The organism is Bradyrhizobium cenepequi (genome assembly GCF_020329485.1).
Classification (GTDB): Bacteria; Pseudomonadota; Alphaproteobacteria; order Rhizobiales; family Xanthobacteraceae; genus Bradyrhizobium; species Bradyrhizobium cenepequi.
On the sequence record NZ_JAGKJI010000009.1, the window covers coordinates 41,570 to 55,761 of the forward strand.

Genomic DNA, 14,192 nt, shown 5'->3' on the forward strand with positions numbered 1-14,192 from the left:
CTCACTTCCCCTCATGAATGCGATGCGCCAGGACAGCGACGCGATCCCAGCGAGTGCGAATGAACACCCGCAGCGCCTGCGCGTTCACGCCAGCGATTCCCAGATCGCCCATCACCATCCGAGCCAACAGGATTTCCGGAGCCGGCGTGACAGCCTGCCCGGTGTACGCCTGCGCGCCATAGGCATTGTCCGCGCTCGCCTGCGCGGCGTATATTGCCGGCACTTCCGCCGTGGACTTCGGCGCCTCTTCGAACCTCTTCACCGCTTCGAGCCGCTGCAATTCCAAGAACTCAGCGCGCTTGATTGTTTCGACCTCATGCGGCTGGTACCGCTTCAAGAGATCATTGACGGACAGGCTCCCACCTTCCGGCTTCTCGCCGTTGTCGATCGCTTCCGCCCGAGCCCGAGCCGCCTGCCGGGAAAGCGTGTCACGGTTCTCGTATTCGGCGAGCGTCTTCCGGACAGCGGCCAACTCCTCCAGCGCCGCTTTCGCCTTATCGCGCCACTTGTCGCGGCTTTCAGTTGCCAGATTCAACCTCTCCGCCAAAGTCAGTTCGTGCGCGTAACTTCCACCACCACACATTTTGCCTTCTCCTCATTGAATTGAAGTGAGAGTTACAGCCCCGACCCTTGCCGACACGGGACACACAACCTTGACCGCTATGAAAAACGCCGATGCCGACGCGCGCAGGGACGGAGGTTGTCTTTCTGAAATCCGACTCTCTCACCAGCCGAACGGAGTACCCCCTGCGCTAGATTTGAATTGCGCGAGGGTTATGGGCTTGGGAGGTTTCCGAGGACTAATTGAATGGAGCCGGCGGCAGGAATTGAACCCTGCATAACTTCGGCACTTCGCGCCGGCTAAGTGATTGCAGGATCAGGATTTGAACCCTGCATAAATTTGGAGCCGGCGGAGGGAATCGAACCCCCGACATTCGACTTACAAAGTCGCTGCTCTACCATTGCAGCTACACCGGCAATTGCTACGTCGGCGTCACGCCGCGCCACAGTCGATTCATCAACGCGGGAGCCAACCGCACGAATGAGAACCGCAACGCCGTCTAGCCGGACGTCTCCGGCCGCCGAACTTATCTCAATAGCCAGGAACCGGCGGAAACGGCTCGATTGGCTCACTCACGTGCGTGGCGACGTCGACATGCAACGTCACCACGCTTCCCGGCCCGACAGCGCCGGCCTTGATCGCATCGAGAAGGCTTGCGAAGCTTCGCGGCGCCCAGCCCTCGCAGCCGTTATCCGTCCACACGATGATTGGGCCGGCGATGTCCTGTTCCGCGCTCACATGACACCTTTTCGGGCAAGCCTCAACCGCTCTCCCGGCGTGGTCTCATGCCATTCGCCGCCCGCAGGATTCATTTTCATTGGCTGGGTTCCCGTGGCTGGTATGCTGCATCTAAATTGGACGGGCTCCGCTGCCGCATTATTTCAGTCTTGGGAAAACGATTACGATTGTAGTCTATTTCTCGGCTTCCCATGGCTGCCAATAAACCCGCTTGAGGATTTGGGCGCGCCCGGGACTGGCGATTGCTGCATTTGGCCGGCGGTTGCGATCGGGCCGAGGATTTCCTCGTCTCGGTCGACAACCCATTCCGGAAAGCGTGCCGGGAATAGCAGCTCGCCCGGTTCGGTCCGCGGATCACGGAAGCCGATGGACGTTTCGCAGGCCAGAACACGACAGTATCGGCCGGCGCGACCTCATCCCGAGCGCGAGCGTCCCAAAACCGGTGAATGAAATCCGGACGGCCGAACGCCCGCACCGCGGCGTGATATCGATCGTCCTTGAAGCCGATGAAATGCAGCATAGGCCGTTCATCGTACGCCGTGCCAGCGGTCGCATCGCGCCACGCCTTGGCAGTCAGCCGCACGGTACCGTCATCGTCGACCGCAACCACGCCTTGGCTTGCCAGGAGATGGAGCGCGGACACGTCAAACCTCACGAGTAAACGGCCTCTTGGGATTTATTGAGAAACCGATCATGATACCCAGCCGCGCGAGCGCGGCACCATTCTACGTCCCACACCGACTCCGGCTTTCCGCGCGCGCGCTCTCGTCTGCCGGCGTTAAAGTATCTGGCATGATCCGGATACGTATAGGGATTGGCCTGTCCGGGGACGGACTCCCAGCCAGCGAGCCACGCCTGCGCGTCCTTTTTCGTGAACTTCCGTCGCTTTCGCTTCATGGTGAGACCTCATGTGCTTATCGGTGAGAACCGGCATTTCACGCAACTTCCTTCCGCTGGCGCGGTGAGACGTCGCCATAATATTTCGTGGTCAGGTATCGTACAGCGGCTTTGGCTTGGACTTGTGCTCCATTGCCCGCGCCAGTTCGGCCGAGACCTCGAAATCCATCGGGAGGAAGCCGCGACGACGCAGCCAGCCGATCGCTTGCGTCGTCGTATCGTGAATGTCGTCGTTCTTGCCTTTGGGGAAGACTTCGGACGATTCAATGACGCGCTCCGCCCATTCGGAATCCGGAGCGTATACCATGCGAGCGGCGAACGTTGGCTCAACAGCGTGTGTACGCGCGACCTTGTCGACCTTCGGCGTCACCATCTCGATTGCCCAGCCATCTTCGCTGTACAGCCGGCGGACTTCCTGCGCCACCGTGATGCCGCTTGCCTTGGCCTCGATCAGGAGTTTGTCGACACGGAAGCGCCGGCAGGAATAGGCGACCCATTCCACAAGGCCCCAGGAAGGCATGGAGCGCTTGTCATATGCGGCTTTCGTCTCGCCCGGTAGTTTTTCCAGGGGAACGCCGTGCAGCTCGCATTTCTTCGCCCAGCCCCACATAAGCATGGCCCGCGGCCGGTCCATCTTGTCCCGGAATATGCCCCAGATCGTCAGAGCGCTAAAGTCGTTCTCCTCTTTCTCACCGTAAGCCGTGTCAAGCGATGCCAGGATGAACTCGACGGCCGGATATTTCTCGGCTTCCCATAGCTGCCAATATTCCCGCTTTAGAATCTGACCGCCGCGCGGGACGGGCGATTGCTGCATTTGCCCGGCTGTAGCGATTGGCCCGAGCACCGTTTCGTCACGGTCGACAACCCAGAGCGGGAAGCGCGCCGGGAATAGCAACTCGCCATCCTCTATCCGAGGATCACGGAAGCCAATGGAGGTTTTGCAGCGCCGCTCAGCATCGAACCGCATGGGCAGCATCAAATGCTCATAGCCCATTTGGTCGGGAGCCGAGAGGATCACGCCGCTTGTGTCATCTTGGTGCAAGCGCTGCATGATCACGATGATAGCCGAACGGTCCGGATTGTTCAGACGCGTTGTCAGAGATTCGCGGAATGTCAGGTTGATGGACTCGCGCTCAGCGTCCGACAGCGCGTCGTCGACCGACATCGGGTCATCTAGGATCACATAATCGGCGCGTTCGCCGGTCATAGACTTGAACGGCACACCCTGACGGAAGCCCGTCGCCGTGTTCTCGAACTTGGTTTTCGTGTTCTGATCGCCGGCCAGGGTGACGAGATCGCCCCAGCGCCGTTGATACCATCGGCTTTCAATCAGGCGACGGCACTTGACCGTGTCGCGGACCGCGTTGCGCTCATTGTGCGACGTCGCCAGGAAACGCTTGGAGGGCTTTGCTTTCGGCCCCCAGACCCACGCGGGAAAGAACACGCAGGTAAGCAGCGATTTCATGGTGCCAGGAGGCACATTGCCCAAGAACCGCGTTATCGGCTCGCAGTCCTCCGGATAGCCATGCTCGCTTAAATCCTCACCGCATTCACTGAGAAAGATCGCTTCGAGATGATCGGCCAGCACATCAATGTGCCAGTTGTGGGCATAAGGCTGCCCAGGCTCGACGACATGCCAGCCGCGCTTAATGAAGGTCGCTAGACTTTCCGCGCACGCGCGCCGGTCCTGACGGACTTGCTTTTCCTCGATCGCCGCCGCTATTCGCAGCTTCTCCGCCCGAGATAATTGCATCAAGTTCATCGTCACTCAGTCCCGCGAAGTCGCCCGGCTTGCCGACTTCCTTGCGATCGATGAACATGCCGAGTTCCTTGCCCAGCAGTTCGAGCGCCCGGTTAGCAACGCTGCCCTGATATTGATACTCGCCAGTCCCATTCTCGCCCGCCGGTATCGCCTGCAAAGCCCTTTCAGCGTTCTCTCGAAGTCGCTCGATTACCCATTCCTTGGTAAGCGCCGCTTTCTCGATCGCGATAGCCGTCGCTTGAGCGTGGACCTTTTCCCGCTCCGCCAGGAGTTCAGCCACCCGCTCTGAAATGCTTTGCGTCGCCTTTAGTGTGGCTGCATTACCGCTCGAAGGTTTATAGCCTGCTTCTACATAGGCTTTAGCCGCTGGCGTTCCCTTCGCTAGTTCCTGCGCGAACCTTTCGTGCTTTGCGTTCTTGAGGACGGGCATAGCTCACACTTTCCGCTTTCGGCGATGGAAGGTCGTTCCTTCTTCCTCGACCAGACTTGCAGCGTATTCGGCTTTCGAGAGCCATTTGCCGGTTGCCTCGTATTGGCTCATCATGGTGCGAAGCTTCTTGACCATCAGCGGCCCGAGCGCTTCAGCCATTCCAGGCCTTTGGAGCAGAGCCTTTGTGCGTTCGTATTCCTGCCGAGCGCTCATCTTGTCTCAGTCTTTTCAGTGAGAAATGGGAGAGGCATTGTTGTCCCCCATCGGGGTTTCGCCTCTCCCTGCTCTCTCACGGGTTATTGGTTAGATGCCGGCTCCGGATATGCCCGACCAGTCCATTCATCATGAACGACCGTATAGGCCAGAGCCGACGCCGGCCGACCGCACATCGATTCCAGCGTTGCGCTATCCTCATCATTCTCAGCAAAGAGCGTGATGGAATATTTCTTGTCGAACATATGAGAGACGGTCGCCTTCATGGTAGCTCCGGACCGAAGTTGAGTTTCTGGAATATCCAGCCGAAATCCCGCCGCTTGTCGTTGCGCTCCTCGCACCTGAAGCAGTTTCCGCCCTCGGTCAATTGCTCGCAATCGAGGAAGCAAATCGGGCAGCGAACCTTATTTGTGCCCAACCGGGATGTTTGCGGCCGCGTCGGGATACATGGCATGGTTCACCCAATTGTGGTGACGAGCCGAGCGCATGTAAGCCGTCAGGTTGATTTCTACTCGCCCAGGCGGCGCATGCTGGACAGCCAAAAAGCCCGATGCGTTCAGCATCCAGGCCGGAACATTGGAAAGGTTCGGCTTAATCTCAATCCAAAGATCGCCATTCGTGTCGAAACGCCCGATCATGCCGGCCCACCGTTCCCGTTCGTGTTCGGCGTAAGCGAGGCTTTCAGTTCCTCGATTTCCGCTTTCGTGTTGTCGAGATCGGTTTTGACTTCGGCCAGGACTCCCTTGGCCTCCGCGTCCAACGCCTCATGCTGCGACATCAGATTGCCGGTAAGCGCCTCACGCTCTTTTCGTGAGGCTGCAATCTTGTCGCGCAAATCGGAAAGCTTGCTCATTCGTTTCACCTGAATCGGTTGAGCCGCCGCCTGTATAGGCGACGGCATATCCGGAAGTGGTGTTGATGGCTCAGAGACGGGCGCCGGAGCGTCTTGGGTTGGCGCCGGCTGTTCTGTTGCCGGCGGGACGACGGGCGCCTGTATGGACGCCGCAAGCGAGGCAATCGCGCCCTTGGCCGCATCGGTCGGAACGGATTGCCGCGCCTTCTCCAATTCACGAAGCCGCATATTCATTTGCTGCGCCCAGAACTCGAAGTTGGTTTCCAGCGTCGCGATTATCAACGAACTCTCAAGTTGAGAGAGTTCGATTTCTCCAAACGACACCGCTGCTTAGCTCTCTGTTCGATACGCGAAAGAACTGAGTATCTGGTTACGATCAGAACCGCGGCAGCCATGAGGCCTGCCGATCCTTGATCGCCGACTCGACTTCGAGCGCGAGTTGCTTGGGCTGCATATTCTCATCGAACAGCGTCGGCCGCTGTTGATCCAGCCGAAGGTCCGAATACTTGTCGGACAACTCCCAGGAGATGAACGCCTTGACGTTCGAGAACGACAGCACGTCGCGAATGTAGGGACGCGCGAACGCCGCCACAAACGGGTCAATTACCGTCGGGTCGGTAACGCTGTGATCCAGCGCGCCATTGCTGCCGCCGAACATGCTGACATCGAACTCGGAAATGTGAACTTCGAGATTGCGCTTTTGCAACTCGCCGAGCAGCCACATGATGCCCTCATGCGAAACGCCGCCGGTCCACTTGATAATGTGGCTTTCGAAGCCGATGCCGTGGATTGGAACGCCCTTGCCAAGCAGGCTATCTACAAGATTGAGGAACGCCACCCGGTTCTTTTCCATGCCCCAACGCTCAATTGCTTGTTCGTTCATGAACAGCTTTGCATTGGGATCAGCGGCGTGCGCGAGATTGAATGCGCGTTCGATATAGGACGGACCAAAAACCTTTAACCAGGTTTTAGACCGCAGACAGTCCGCGCGACCGTGGGCCGGCTCAATCGGTTCATTGACCACATCCCACCAAGTGATTTTGCCGGCATATCGCGACACCGTTTCGGTGATATGCCTATCGAAGTCCGCCGCGGCTTCATCGACCGGGACATTCAGCACGCCGAAGTCTGGCGCAGTCGTGTTTGACGTCCACAGCCACGCCGGATTGCTTTCGTTCCAGGCGAGGTTATGGCCCTTCACCTTGATGCCGTTCGCCAGGGCGAAATCGATCAGCCTATCCGCATTCGTCCACACCGGGACCATGTCCCGCGTTGGGCGCACGCGCGACCATTTCAGCGCTGTGTCGGTTGTGATGAGACCACAGTGCTGCAAATAGAGCGCCTGATAGCTGGCATCCGAAAGCGTCGGAGTGTCGGCAGCGGCGCCGAACATCATTCCCTTGGTGAGCGCAGTTGCGTTCAAGCTGTCCATTTTACTTTTCCTCTCGCGGCTCATTCGCCGCGCTACAAGCGTTCGACGGCCGAGCATTGCTCGCCTCACGAACTAGTTACTATAGGACGTATTGCCCTATAGGATATTTCATCCTATACCTACATCCATCAACAACGAGGCACGGCCCCAACCGATGGAGACCAAAATGTTCAACGCAGCCAACTCCGCCCACACTGCTCGTTTCGGCCGCGGCGCAACCATTGTCCGCGCTCGGGGTAACGAACCACTTACCATCGAACAGCTTCGCGCCGCCGCCCCGTCGGTTTTCGCCGAAGAGGCACACAGCAGCCGCTCCGCGAAATATACCTACATCCCGACAGCCAACGTTCTGGCCGGCTTGCAGAAGGAGGGTTTCCAGCCCTTCGAAGTTCGCCAGGGCGGCAGCAAGGACGCGGAAAAGCGCTCTTTCACGAAACACATGATCCGCTTCCGTCACGCTTCGCTTGCGACGATGGGCGACTCTCACCGGGAAATCATCATGGTGAACGCTCATGACGGCACTTCGAGCTACCAGATGTTCGACGGCGTGTTCCGTATCGTCTGCGCCAACGGCTTGATTGCTTCTGACGGCCCGATGGACATGGTTCGCGTCCCCCACAAAGGCGACGTTGTCCATCAGGTGATTGATGCCGCCTATACCGTCATCGAAAAGGGCAAGGAGATCGCTTCCCGGCTCGACGTTATGCGCCAGATCGAATTGAAGCCCGCCGAGCAGGAGGCTTTCGCCGAGGCAGCCGCGCACCTGCGGTTTGAAGAAGAGACCGTTGCCGCGATCCAGCCCCGGATTATCAATCAGGCCCGCCGCCGCGACGACGTCGGTAACGACCTCTGGCGGACCTTCAACCGCACCCAGGAGAACCTTGTGCGCGGCGGACTGCACTACACCCAGACCAACGCGAACAACATTCACACCAACAAGACCACTCGCCCGGTCAACGGCATCGACGGCAATATGGCCCTCAACCGCGCGCTCTGGACCCTCACCGCCCGCATGGCCGAATTGAAGGCCGCCTAAACCAACCGGCCCCGCTCACAAGGCGGGGCCGCCCTCACTCTCTTGTGATGAAGATCGATATAGGTCTTATTGACCTATAGGACGTTTCACCCTATAGTCTCTTCATCAACAACAGGGAACGGCAATGTCCATCAAGATCAATTCGAAGTTCATCTCGGTCAACGGCAAGCGCGCTGGCGTCACCTACTCGGCTGGCCCCTGGATCGGAAACATCGATCCGACCACGATCAAGATTCGCCCGAAGAAGTATTCTTTCCCAGCCGAGTTCACGGAGGCTTTCGCGATCGAAAACAACAGCGACAGCATGACCGACTATTTCGAGAAAGATTGCATCCGCATCACCGCCGCCCACCCGCTCTATGCAGCGGTCAAGGAAGCCGCAGCCGCCTAAACCTCCCCACCATAGCCCACGGCCCGCGGGGAAAGCCTACGGGCCTTGAGGCGTCAGAGAGACCAGCCAGGAGCCGCCACAATGATCAAGGGACGCATCAATCTCAAAAAACTGAATTTGCTTGGCTACACGCCCGAAACTCAGGTTTTCATCGTGCAGAACGCCGGCGGCCCCAATGGCTGGTCAACCAACACCTTCCACTTCCTGAACCGGATTGCCCGGCACATGGACCGGACCACCGACGGTTATGCGATCACTGCCCCGCGCGTTGAGAAGTTCAAGGATTTTTGCCTCGCCCAAGGCTTCGAAGTGATCGAAGCCGGTTCGACCTCTTAACGACCAACGAGTCCCGCCGGCAAGGCGGGGTGCCACCCCAGGAGCCGCCCCGTGTTCACCGCCCCTTTCTCCATCGACATCGCCAAAGGCGCGATTGTCAAAATCAAGACCACCAACGGAGGAGAGACCACCGCCAAACTGCTTTTCGACTATCGGCGCACATACGACGCCGTTCTGTCCATCGGCGACGAACCCGCCATCATCCCGGCTTATCGCATCAAGAGCGTGGAGACCCTGCTCTTATGCATCCCAACCCGCCACAGCGAGGAATGACCATGACCAAAGCAGCACTCGCGCCGACCTCGACAATCGATGCAAATATCTCTGACCTGTTTTTCACCCGCGAACTCGATCACTGCACCATCACCAACAGCCGGGGACAATATCAGGGATACGACCGCCCCAAGCTTGAAAGCGAGGCCGACCTTTTCCTATCCTCCCTGTCCCGGCTTGGTGTAGATGTTCCGTCCCGCGACGATTTGCTGGCCGATTTCTTCCACCGGCTTTGAGACCGCCCAGCCCGCGCCAGACCATCGGCGCGGGCTTGCCCATAGGATCAATCAGGAGCCACACCGATGCCAAATGCAGAAGTTGAAGGCTGGAAGGCCGAAGTTGCGCGCTTGCGCCAGGAGAACGAAACCCTCCGCAACAAAGAAGACGATACCATGACCCTAACCCAAGAACTCGCCGCGTCGCTCGCTCGCGCGCTGCGCTACATCGAAGTTTCGCAAGCCTACCGCGGCGCCATGACGCCGGCCGAAGTGGAGGCCGCCATCATCCAGAACCGCGACGTCGCTACCGCGCAGATCGCCGCGAACTCAGTGACGACGCTCGCGAGCTTCAACCTGCACAAGGCCCGCGAGTTGATCGCGAAGGCGGAGGCCAGCCAATGAGCGCAATTTTCTGGGTAAGATTCGACAACGGCCAGACCGTTTCTGTATCCAGCGCCGACGCCAAGTCAATGAAACGCGCCGACCTCACCGCAGCAACACGGAAAGCCATCACCAAGGCAAAGGCGAAACTCGCCAGGCAAGGCGTGAAGGCCAAGCCCGTAGCCTGCAACTGCGTCGGATAGCCCAGAGGAACGCATTAGGGAGCCGCCCATGCGAGTATTCAAGAGAAGGGCATGGCCAGCCGCCCCCGACCAGCAACCCCGATGCCATCGCCCTCATTGACGCCGCCATGGCGAGTTGCCAAGGCTGTAAAACATGGTGGCGACTCAAGTCGAAATGGGTACACGGTGGACCGGGGAAACTCCCCTGCACCGCCATTGCCGAGCGCCAGGCGCTTTTAGAAATTGCCTTCAATAGGAAGACGACACCATGACCGGCCAGGAATTTGATGCAGCCCTAGACAAGGTTGGGCTATCCCAGAGAAGCGCCGGCCGGTCCGGTATTTTCGGCGTCGGAGATCGCCAAATACGGAAATGGGTTGCCAACGAATCAGCCATCCCCGAGAGCGCCGCGAACCTCATCCGGATCATGATAAAATACAAGATCAGCCCGGAAGACGTGGAGAAACTGGCAGAGCGCGCGGCGCGGAAATAACCACGCCGCGCGCCAGGATACTACCGATCGGCCGGAACCTTGCCGAAGAATGGCGACGCCAGCGTGATATCCGCCGCACATGCCCCGACTTGGAAACCAAGCGAAACCTGTACGGTTGTTGACGTATCAGCGGCAGCCAGCGGGGCAGTATTCGGCGGCCGAAGCACGCCAGACAACTCATCCCCAGGGATCACCTGCAAAGCGATAAGACCGTTCACCGGGAACGGAAGAACCGGCATTTGCGTGGTGTCGGACGAGCAGCCAATCGTTTCGAGGTTCTGAGACCCCGCGGCAAGCTGGAAATCCCACCACGTTTCATAAAGCTCGCCAGCCACACCGGAGTAAGTCACCGTGTTGCGGAGAATGACCGCCCGGCCCTTGGTGTCGTTGTTGCCCGAGACGACGATACGCTGAGCGTCCTGCCCGTTAAGCGTGACCTGCGAAACATCCACGGTAAAATTGCCGTTGGTTTCGAGCACCCATCCCGCAGCAACAGGCCCCGTAATGATGCCGGTGGCCGGCGGGTCAATCTGGTGTGTGCCCGTCGTTCCCGTCAGTTGCGGATTGTCCGCGGCCAACATGAGGTTGGACGCGTCGAACGAATGCGCGATAGGCGTATCCGCCACGATCAAGGAATTGAGCACCGGGGCAACGCCCTTCGCGATAGTGATCGCGCCGAGATAGTTCGGATGCAATCCGTTGTCTTGCGCCGTGTTGTTGGTTGTCATCGTCGCCGGGTCAAAGACCGATTCGAGGTCGACCACCAAGACATCATTTTGCGCGCGGATCATCGCATTGAGCGCCTGCCGATCAGCCTCACGCTGGGGACCAAGGCCCTGCCACTTCGGATCGTTACGCGGCAGAACGCAGATGTTGACGACTTGAGCGCCGGCCTGCCGATAGGCCGTTACGCACGTCCGGATGTTTGCAAAAATTGTCGGAACATCGTCGGACGTTTCGCCGAGATCGTTCGTACCAGCCAAGAATACAACAACCTTTGGATTCGTCGCGAGCACCTGCGCGATTTCTGCCGGCTGTGCCATCTGGCGAGCGGTTTCACCGCCAACAGCTTCGTTGTACCCGACCGGCGCATAGAAACGGCCCTGCGAAAACATCAGATCGAACTCGACATGAGTCGGCCCGTTGCTGCCGCGCGTGATGCTGTCACCCTCGAAGCAGATTCGCGAATGCAGTGGGAGCGGCGTGCCGACCGGCGGAGTCACCGGCTCTTGGTCCGGAGCGAACGAGATACCCGACGCCTTCGAGATTCCCTTGATAGCGTCCATAAACGAGATCGCGGTTTCTTCCGACACACCCTTGATTGAGATCGTTCCAGTCACTTGTCACCGTCCTTTTAGTTGATCGAAAGAGCCTGCCGAACCTTGAACTCGACGCCGCCGCCGGCAATCGAGGCGATGTTCACACGAACCGCCGAGATCGGGACAATGTAATTGCCCGTGATCGTATCGGCGGAGGCAGTCGGGAATTGAGGGTCGGTTGTCCACCGCACATTGGTATTCGGCGAGCCGTCCGAGTTGGACAGATCGTCAAGGGTGAACTCGACGCTATAAGCTACCGTTGTTCCGGCGGGGACGAACACCTGCACCGCAACGTTGAAGGGCGCGAGCATCGGATCAAGGTTGATCGCTTCTTTCGCGCCGGGACTCGTATAGGTGACGTTGCGAAACATGGTTTCTCTCTCACGCGTCTATGATGATTGCGGCCAGGATGGCGAGCGCGATAGCAACCGCGACCATTGCCCAAAGGCCTATGATTCCTTCGATCATATTGCCTCCAACTCCCTAAAGAACTTGTGATGCGTGCGGCCCTTCGCGTCGATCACGACAGCGAAATCAGCCGCCCCATATCGGCGAACGAGGCTGAAAATCTTGGCCGGGAATGGCCCCTTGGGGGAATGCGCGAGCACGTCTTGCCCGACTTCAAACGGGAAATTGACGACGCTCATAGCGCATTCCCCCAACTGCGCCCCCCGCAGCGCGGCGAACCTCCAAATGCCACGGATTGTTTAACGAGCACCTTCATTGCAGAGCCTCAGTTTCAAACTGAATCTCTCCGCTGCGGATTTCCTCGATCGCGTCAGCAATCGTTCCGCAATCATCAACCATCGAGATCGCCATCGCGAGCAGATTTTGCATCGTAATGCCGCACGACAGACGCGAGAGAATTTCAAGAATCAACTCCTCTGACGGCAAACGCAGCTCAGCGCCGTCCTTGATCGCCTCAAGACGTGCCCGGCCCACGGGACCAAGGCGGAAATATTCTGGCTTACTCACTTCCGACTCTCCTCTTGCAACCCTCTCAGAACAGCGACTCTCACGCCGCAATCTCCCCCGCGCTGGTTTCATCGAGCAGCACATAGCGACTCGAACCCGTGAGGAATTTCATGTCGGCGCGACCCTTCACGCCGGTTCCTTCGAAGCGCACCTTGCGAACGTGAATGTTCGTGACGTCAGGCCGCACCGGATCAAGATCGATCACAATCAAATGGTCCGGTTTGTTCAGCCACGCCGCGGAGCCGTCGATATCGTACCCGCCAGGGACGCGCACACGGCCGCCATCAACAACGTTCTTCGTCGGATGGGCGATAATGAAGAACAGCAGCCCGTACCGCTTGGAGAGCTTGCGAAGCTTGCGCAGCGCGCGGTTGATGTACTGCGTTTCCGACTCGGCGCGAGCGCGCCCGTGCTCGACTTCGTTCCAGGGATCAAGCACGAACACCCGGATTCCATGGCGCAGCACCGCGTCTATCACGCGCTCCTCAAGCCATTCGAGCGTCAAATCCTCATCTTCATCGCCGGTAACGTCATGGTCGATAAAAACGAAATGCTGCCCGATCCAGCTATCAGCGCGGCGCGCGTATTCCAGCGACAAGTCGTCAATGTCGGAGCCCGTCACCATGCGGCGCATCTTGTCGCGAATGTGCGGCACCACAGGCATTTCGGGCGAGAAGATGCACGACTTCCAACCGTGCAGCCGAGCGAAGTTGATGCACAGATTTAGAACCCATGTCGATTTGCCCGAGCCAGGAATACCCGTCACCACCACGAACGACGGGAAAAACGGCTTGTAATGATAATCGACCGTGGGCCAGCCCGTCGAATAGGTCTCAATCGGCGGCAATTCCGGATAGTCCGAAAGCGTATAAAGCCCCTTGATGGGATAGGGCTTGGCATCGCGGAGCACCGCGTGCGCGGCTTCCGGCCCGTGCTCCATAAGGACCTGATTCAAATCCTTGCAGCCGGCGGGATAGGTGACGAACATGCAGCGCGAGGCGCCGAGCCGCCGCACAAGTTCCTCTTCGAGATACTTGCCGGGCTTGTCGTTATCCACCGCAATGATGAAGCGCTTGATTTTCTTCAACCGCTCCCGGTTGATCCACATAAATTCGAATTTGCCCGTTGAGTCGTCCCGCTCCTCCCCATCCCGCTTTTCCCGATTCTCATCAGCCGGCGGAGTCGGCGCGCCATCGGGCACGGAAACCGAGATCGGGAATCCGACATCGATCGCGGTGAAGAGATCGGGCTCACCCTCAAGGATGGTTAGAGCGTTGGTACCGTCCCAGAGCGATGGATCGTCCAACACGTCGCCGTTGATGAATGTGCGCTTGCCGCCCGGTTTCTGGAAAAAGAACTTGTTCGGCCCGCGGTATTTCTCGCCGACCGTGACGCCGTATTCCGTAATCGGGAACACGAGAATGTTGCCCTCCGGATCAGGCTCGACATGGTCGATTTTCTGCCTTCCGGTTTGCTCATCCTGCACATAGACGCAGCGGCCGGAATAGGCACCGAGCCGCATCGCCGTTTCCGGATTGATGCCGCGCTTCTCCATCGCATTGATCGCGACCTCGCCCAGGACGTGACTCATCGGTAATAGCTCGCAATTGAACGTTTCGGCGGCGCCGGCTTGCGCACGCCCTTGTGGGAGGGCCGGGAAGCCCCCTTGGCTTGATCGAAGAACGCGCCGCCTTGGTGCGG

At 58.7% G+C, this 14,192-nt stretch carries 22 protein-coding genes and 1 tRNA gene; 8 read left to right on the top strand and 15 right to left on the bottom strand.

Annotated elements, in window-relative coordinates:
* Nucleotide 1 precedes the first annotated feature (1 nt).
* The 10 genes from J6497_RS12900 to J6497_RS12945 form a co-directional block, all read right to left on the bottom strand.
* Nucleotides 2-535, bottom strand: a complete 534-nt coding sequence (locus J6497_RS12900) for a hypothetical protein (RefSeq protein ID WP_225704645.1) — start codon at nucleotides 533-535, stop codon at nucleotides 2-4.
* Nucleotides 536-902: 367 nt separating this feature from the next.
* Nucleotides 903-978, bottom strand: a tRNA-Thr gene (locus J6497_RS12905).
* Nucleotides 979-1,093: 115 nt separating this feature from the next.
* A complete protein-coding gene (locus tag J6497_RS12910; RefSeq protein WP_225704646.1) occupies nucleotides 1,094-1,300 on the bottom strand; it encodes a hypothetical protein in 207 nt (68 codons plus the stop codon).
* Nucleotides 1,301-2,288: 988 nt separating this feature from the next.
* Nucleotides 2,289-3,959: a hypothetical protein gene (locus tag J6497_RS12915; protein WP_225704647.1), complete on the bottom strand. Its 1,671-nt coding sequence runs from the start codon at nucleotides 3,957-3,959 to the stop codon at nucleotides 2,289-2,291.
* Complete coding sequence (locus J6497_RS12920; protein ID WP_225704648.1) at nucleotides 3,844-4,389, bottom strand: terminase small subunit; 546 nt, start codon at nucleotides 4,387-4,389, stop codon at nucleotides 3,844-3,846. Before J6497_RS12920 ends, J6497_RS12915 begins: the two co-directional genes overlap by 116 nt.
* A 3-nt stretch (nucleotides 4,390-4,392) precedes the next feature.
* Nucleotides 4,393-4,548 (bottom strand): hypothetical protein, encoded by a 156-nt coding sequence (locus J6497_RS12925; RefSeq protein WP_225704649.1) that lies wholly within the window; start codon nucleotides 4,546-4,548, stop codon nucleotides 4,393-4,395.
* A 137-nt stretch (nucleotides 4,549-4,685) separates the two neighbouring features.
* Nucleotides 4,686-4,868: a hypothetical protein gene (locus tag J6497_RS12930; RefSeq protein ID WP_225704650.1), complete on the bottom strand. Its 183-nt coding sequence runs from the start codon at nucleotides 4,866-4,868 to the stop codon at nucleotides 4,686-4,688.
* Nucleotides 4,869-5,006: 138 nt separating this feature from the next.
* Nucleotides 5,007-5,240, bottom strand: coding sequence for a hypothetical protein (locus J6497_RS12935; protein ID WP_225704651.1), 234 nt, complete (start codon nucleotides 5,238-5,240; stop codon nucleotides 5,007-5,009).
* The gene (locus tag J6497_RS12940) at nucleotides 5,237-5,737 is read right to left on the bottom strand and encodes a hypothetical protein (protein WP_225704652.1); all 501 of its coding nucleotides are present in this window, start codon (nucleotides 5,735-5,737) and stop codon (nucleotides 5,237-5,239) included. The genes J6497_RS12935 and J6497_RS12940 overlap by 4 nt, the downstream gene beginning before the upstream one ends.
* A gap of 94 nt (nucleotides 5,738-5,831) precedes the next feature.
* Nucleotides 5,832-6,911: an endo-1,4-beta-xylanase gene (locus tag J6497_RS12945; RefSeq protein ID WP_225704653.1), complete on the bottom strand. Its 1,080-nt coding sequence runs from the start codon at nucleotides 6,909-6,911 to the stop codon at nucleotides 5,832-5,834.
* A gap of 142 nt (nucleotides 6,912-7,053) precedes the next feature.
* Here J6497_RS12945 and J6497_RS12950 point away from each other — a divergent pair, with 142 nt between their 5' ends.
* The 8 genes from J6497_RS12950 to J6497_RS12985 all read left to right on the top strand — a co-directional run bounded on the left by J6497_RS12950 (nucleotide 7,054) and on the right by J6497_RS12985 (nucleotide 10,197).
* Nucleotides 7,054-7,923: a DUF932 domain-containing protein gene (locus J6497_RS12950; RefSeq protein WP_225704654.1), complete on the top strand. Its 870-nt coding sequence runs from the start codon at nucleotides 7,054-7,056 to the stop codon at nucleotides 7,921-7,923.
* Nucleotides 7,924-8,047: 124 nt separating this feature from the next.
* The gene (locus J6497_RS12955) at nucleotides 8,048-8,314 is read left to right on the top strand and encodes a hypothetical protein (protein ID WP_225704655.1); all 267 of its coding nucleotides are present in this window, start codon (nucleotides 8,048-8,050) and stop codon (nucleotides 8,312-8,314) included.
* An 81-nt stretch (nucleotides 8,315-8,395) separates the two neighbouring features.
* Nucleotides 8,396-8,650 carry a hypothetical protein gene (locus J6497_RS12960; protein WP_225704656.1) on the top strand — a complete coding sequence of 85 codons (255 nt, stop codon included), beginning with the start codon at nucleotides 8,396-8,398 and terminating at the stop codon, nucleotides 8,648-8,650.
* 51 nt (nucleotides 8,651-8,701) lie between these two features.
* On the top strand, nucleotides 8,702-8,923 hold the full coding sequence (locus tag J6497_RS12965) for a hypothetical protein (RefSeq protein WP_225704657.1): 222 nt from the start codon (nucleotides 8,702-8,704) through the stop codon (nucleotides 8,921-8,923).
* A gap of 2 nt (nucleotides 8,924-8,925) precedes the next feature.
* The gene (locus tag J6497_RS12970; protein ID WP_225704658.1) at nucleotides 8,926-9,159 is read left to right on the top strand and encodes a hypothetical protein; all 234 of its coding nucleotides are present in this window, start codon (nucleotides 8,926-8,928) and stop codon (nucleotides 9,157-9,159) included.
* 111 nt (nucleotides 9,160-9,270) lie between these two features.
* Nucleotides 9,271-9,543 (top strand): hypothetical protein, encoded by a 273-nt coding sequence (locus J6497_RS12975; protein ID WP_225704659.1) that lies wholly within the window; start codon nucleotides 9,271-9,273, stop codon nucleotides 9,541-9,543.
* A complete protein-coding gene (locus J6497_RS12980) occupies nucleotides 9,540-9,725 on the top strand; it encodes a hypothetical protein (protein WP_225704660.1) in 186 nt (61 codons plus the stop codon). Before J6497_RS12975 ends, J6497_RS12980 begins: the two co-directional genes overlap by 4 nt.
* 247 nt (nucleotides 9,726-9,972) lie before the next feature.
* Nucleotides 9,973-10,197 carry a hypothetical protein gene (locus J6497_RS12985; RefSeq protein ID WP_225704661.1) on the top strand — a complete coding sequence of 75 codons (225 nt, stop codon included), beginning with the start codon at nucleotides 9,973-9,975 and terminating at the stop codon, nucleotides 10,195-10,197.
* Nucleotides 10,198-10,217: 20 nt separating this feature from the next.
* Here the strand turns inward: J6497_RS12985 and J6497_RS12990 are convergent, their stop codons facing one another.
* The 5 genes from J6497_RS12990 to J6497_RS13010 all read right to left on the bottom strand — a co-directional run bounded on the left by J6497_RS12990 (nucleotide 10,218) and on the right by J6497_RS13010 (nucleotide 14,082).
* On the bottom strand, nucleotides 10,218-11,537 hold the full coding sequence (locus J6497_RS12990) for an SGNH/GDSL hydrolase family protein (RefSeq protein ID WP_225704662.1): 1,320 nt from the start codon (nucleotides 11,535-11,537) through the stop codon (nucleotides 10,218-10,220).
* Between the two features lie 14 nt (nucleotides 11,538-11,551).
* Nucleotides 11,552-11,887: a hypothetical protein gene (locus tag J6497_RS12995; RefSeq protein ID WP_225704663.1), complete on the bottom strand. Its 336-nt coding sequence runs from the start codon at nucleotides 11,885-11,887 to the stop codon at nucleotides 11,552-11,554.
* Between the two features lie 93 nt (nucleotides 11,888-11,980).
* Nucleotides 11,981-12,163, bottom strand: coding sequence for a hypothetical protein (locus J6497_RS13000; protein ID WP_225704664.1), 183 nt, complete (start codon nucleotides 12,161-12,163; stop codon nucleotides 11,981-11,983).
* Nucleotides 12,164-12,236: 73 nt separating this feature from the next.
* Nucleotides 12,237-12,491 (bottom strand): hypothetical protein, encoded by a 255-nt coding sequence (locus J6497_RS13005; protein WP_225704665.1) that lies wholly within the window; start codon nucleotides 12,489-12,491, stop codon nucleotides 12,237-12,239.
* 40 nt (nucleotides 12,492-12,531) lie between these two features.
* On the bottom strand, nucleotides 12,532-14,082 hold the full coding sequence (locus J6497_RS13010; RefSeq protein ID WP_225704666.1) for an AAA family ATPase: 1,551 nt from the start codon (nucleotides 14,080-14,082) through the stop codon (nucleotides 12,532-12,534).
* Between the last annotated feature and the right edge of the window lie 110 nt (nucleotides 14,083-14,192).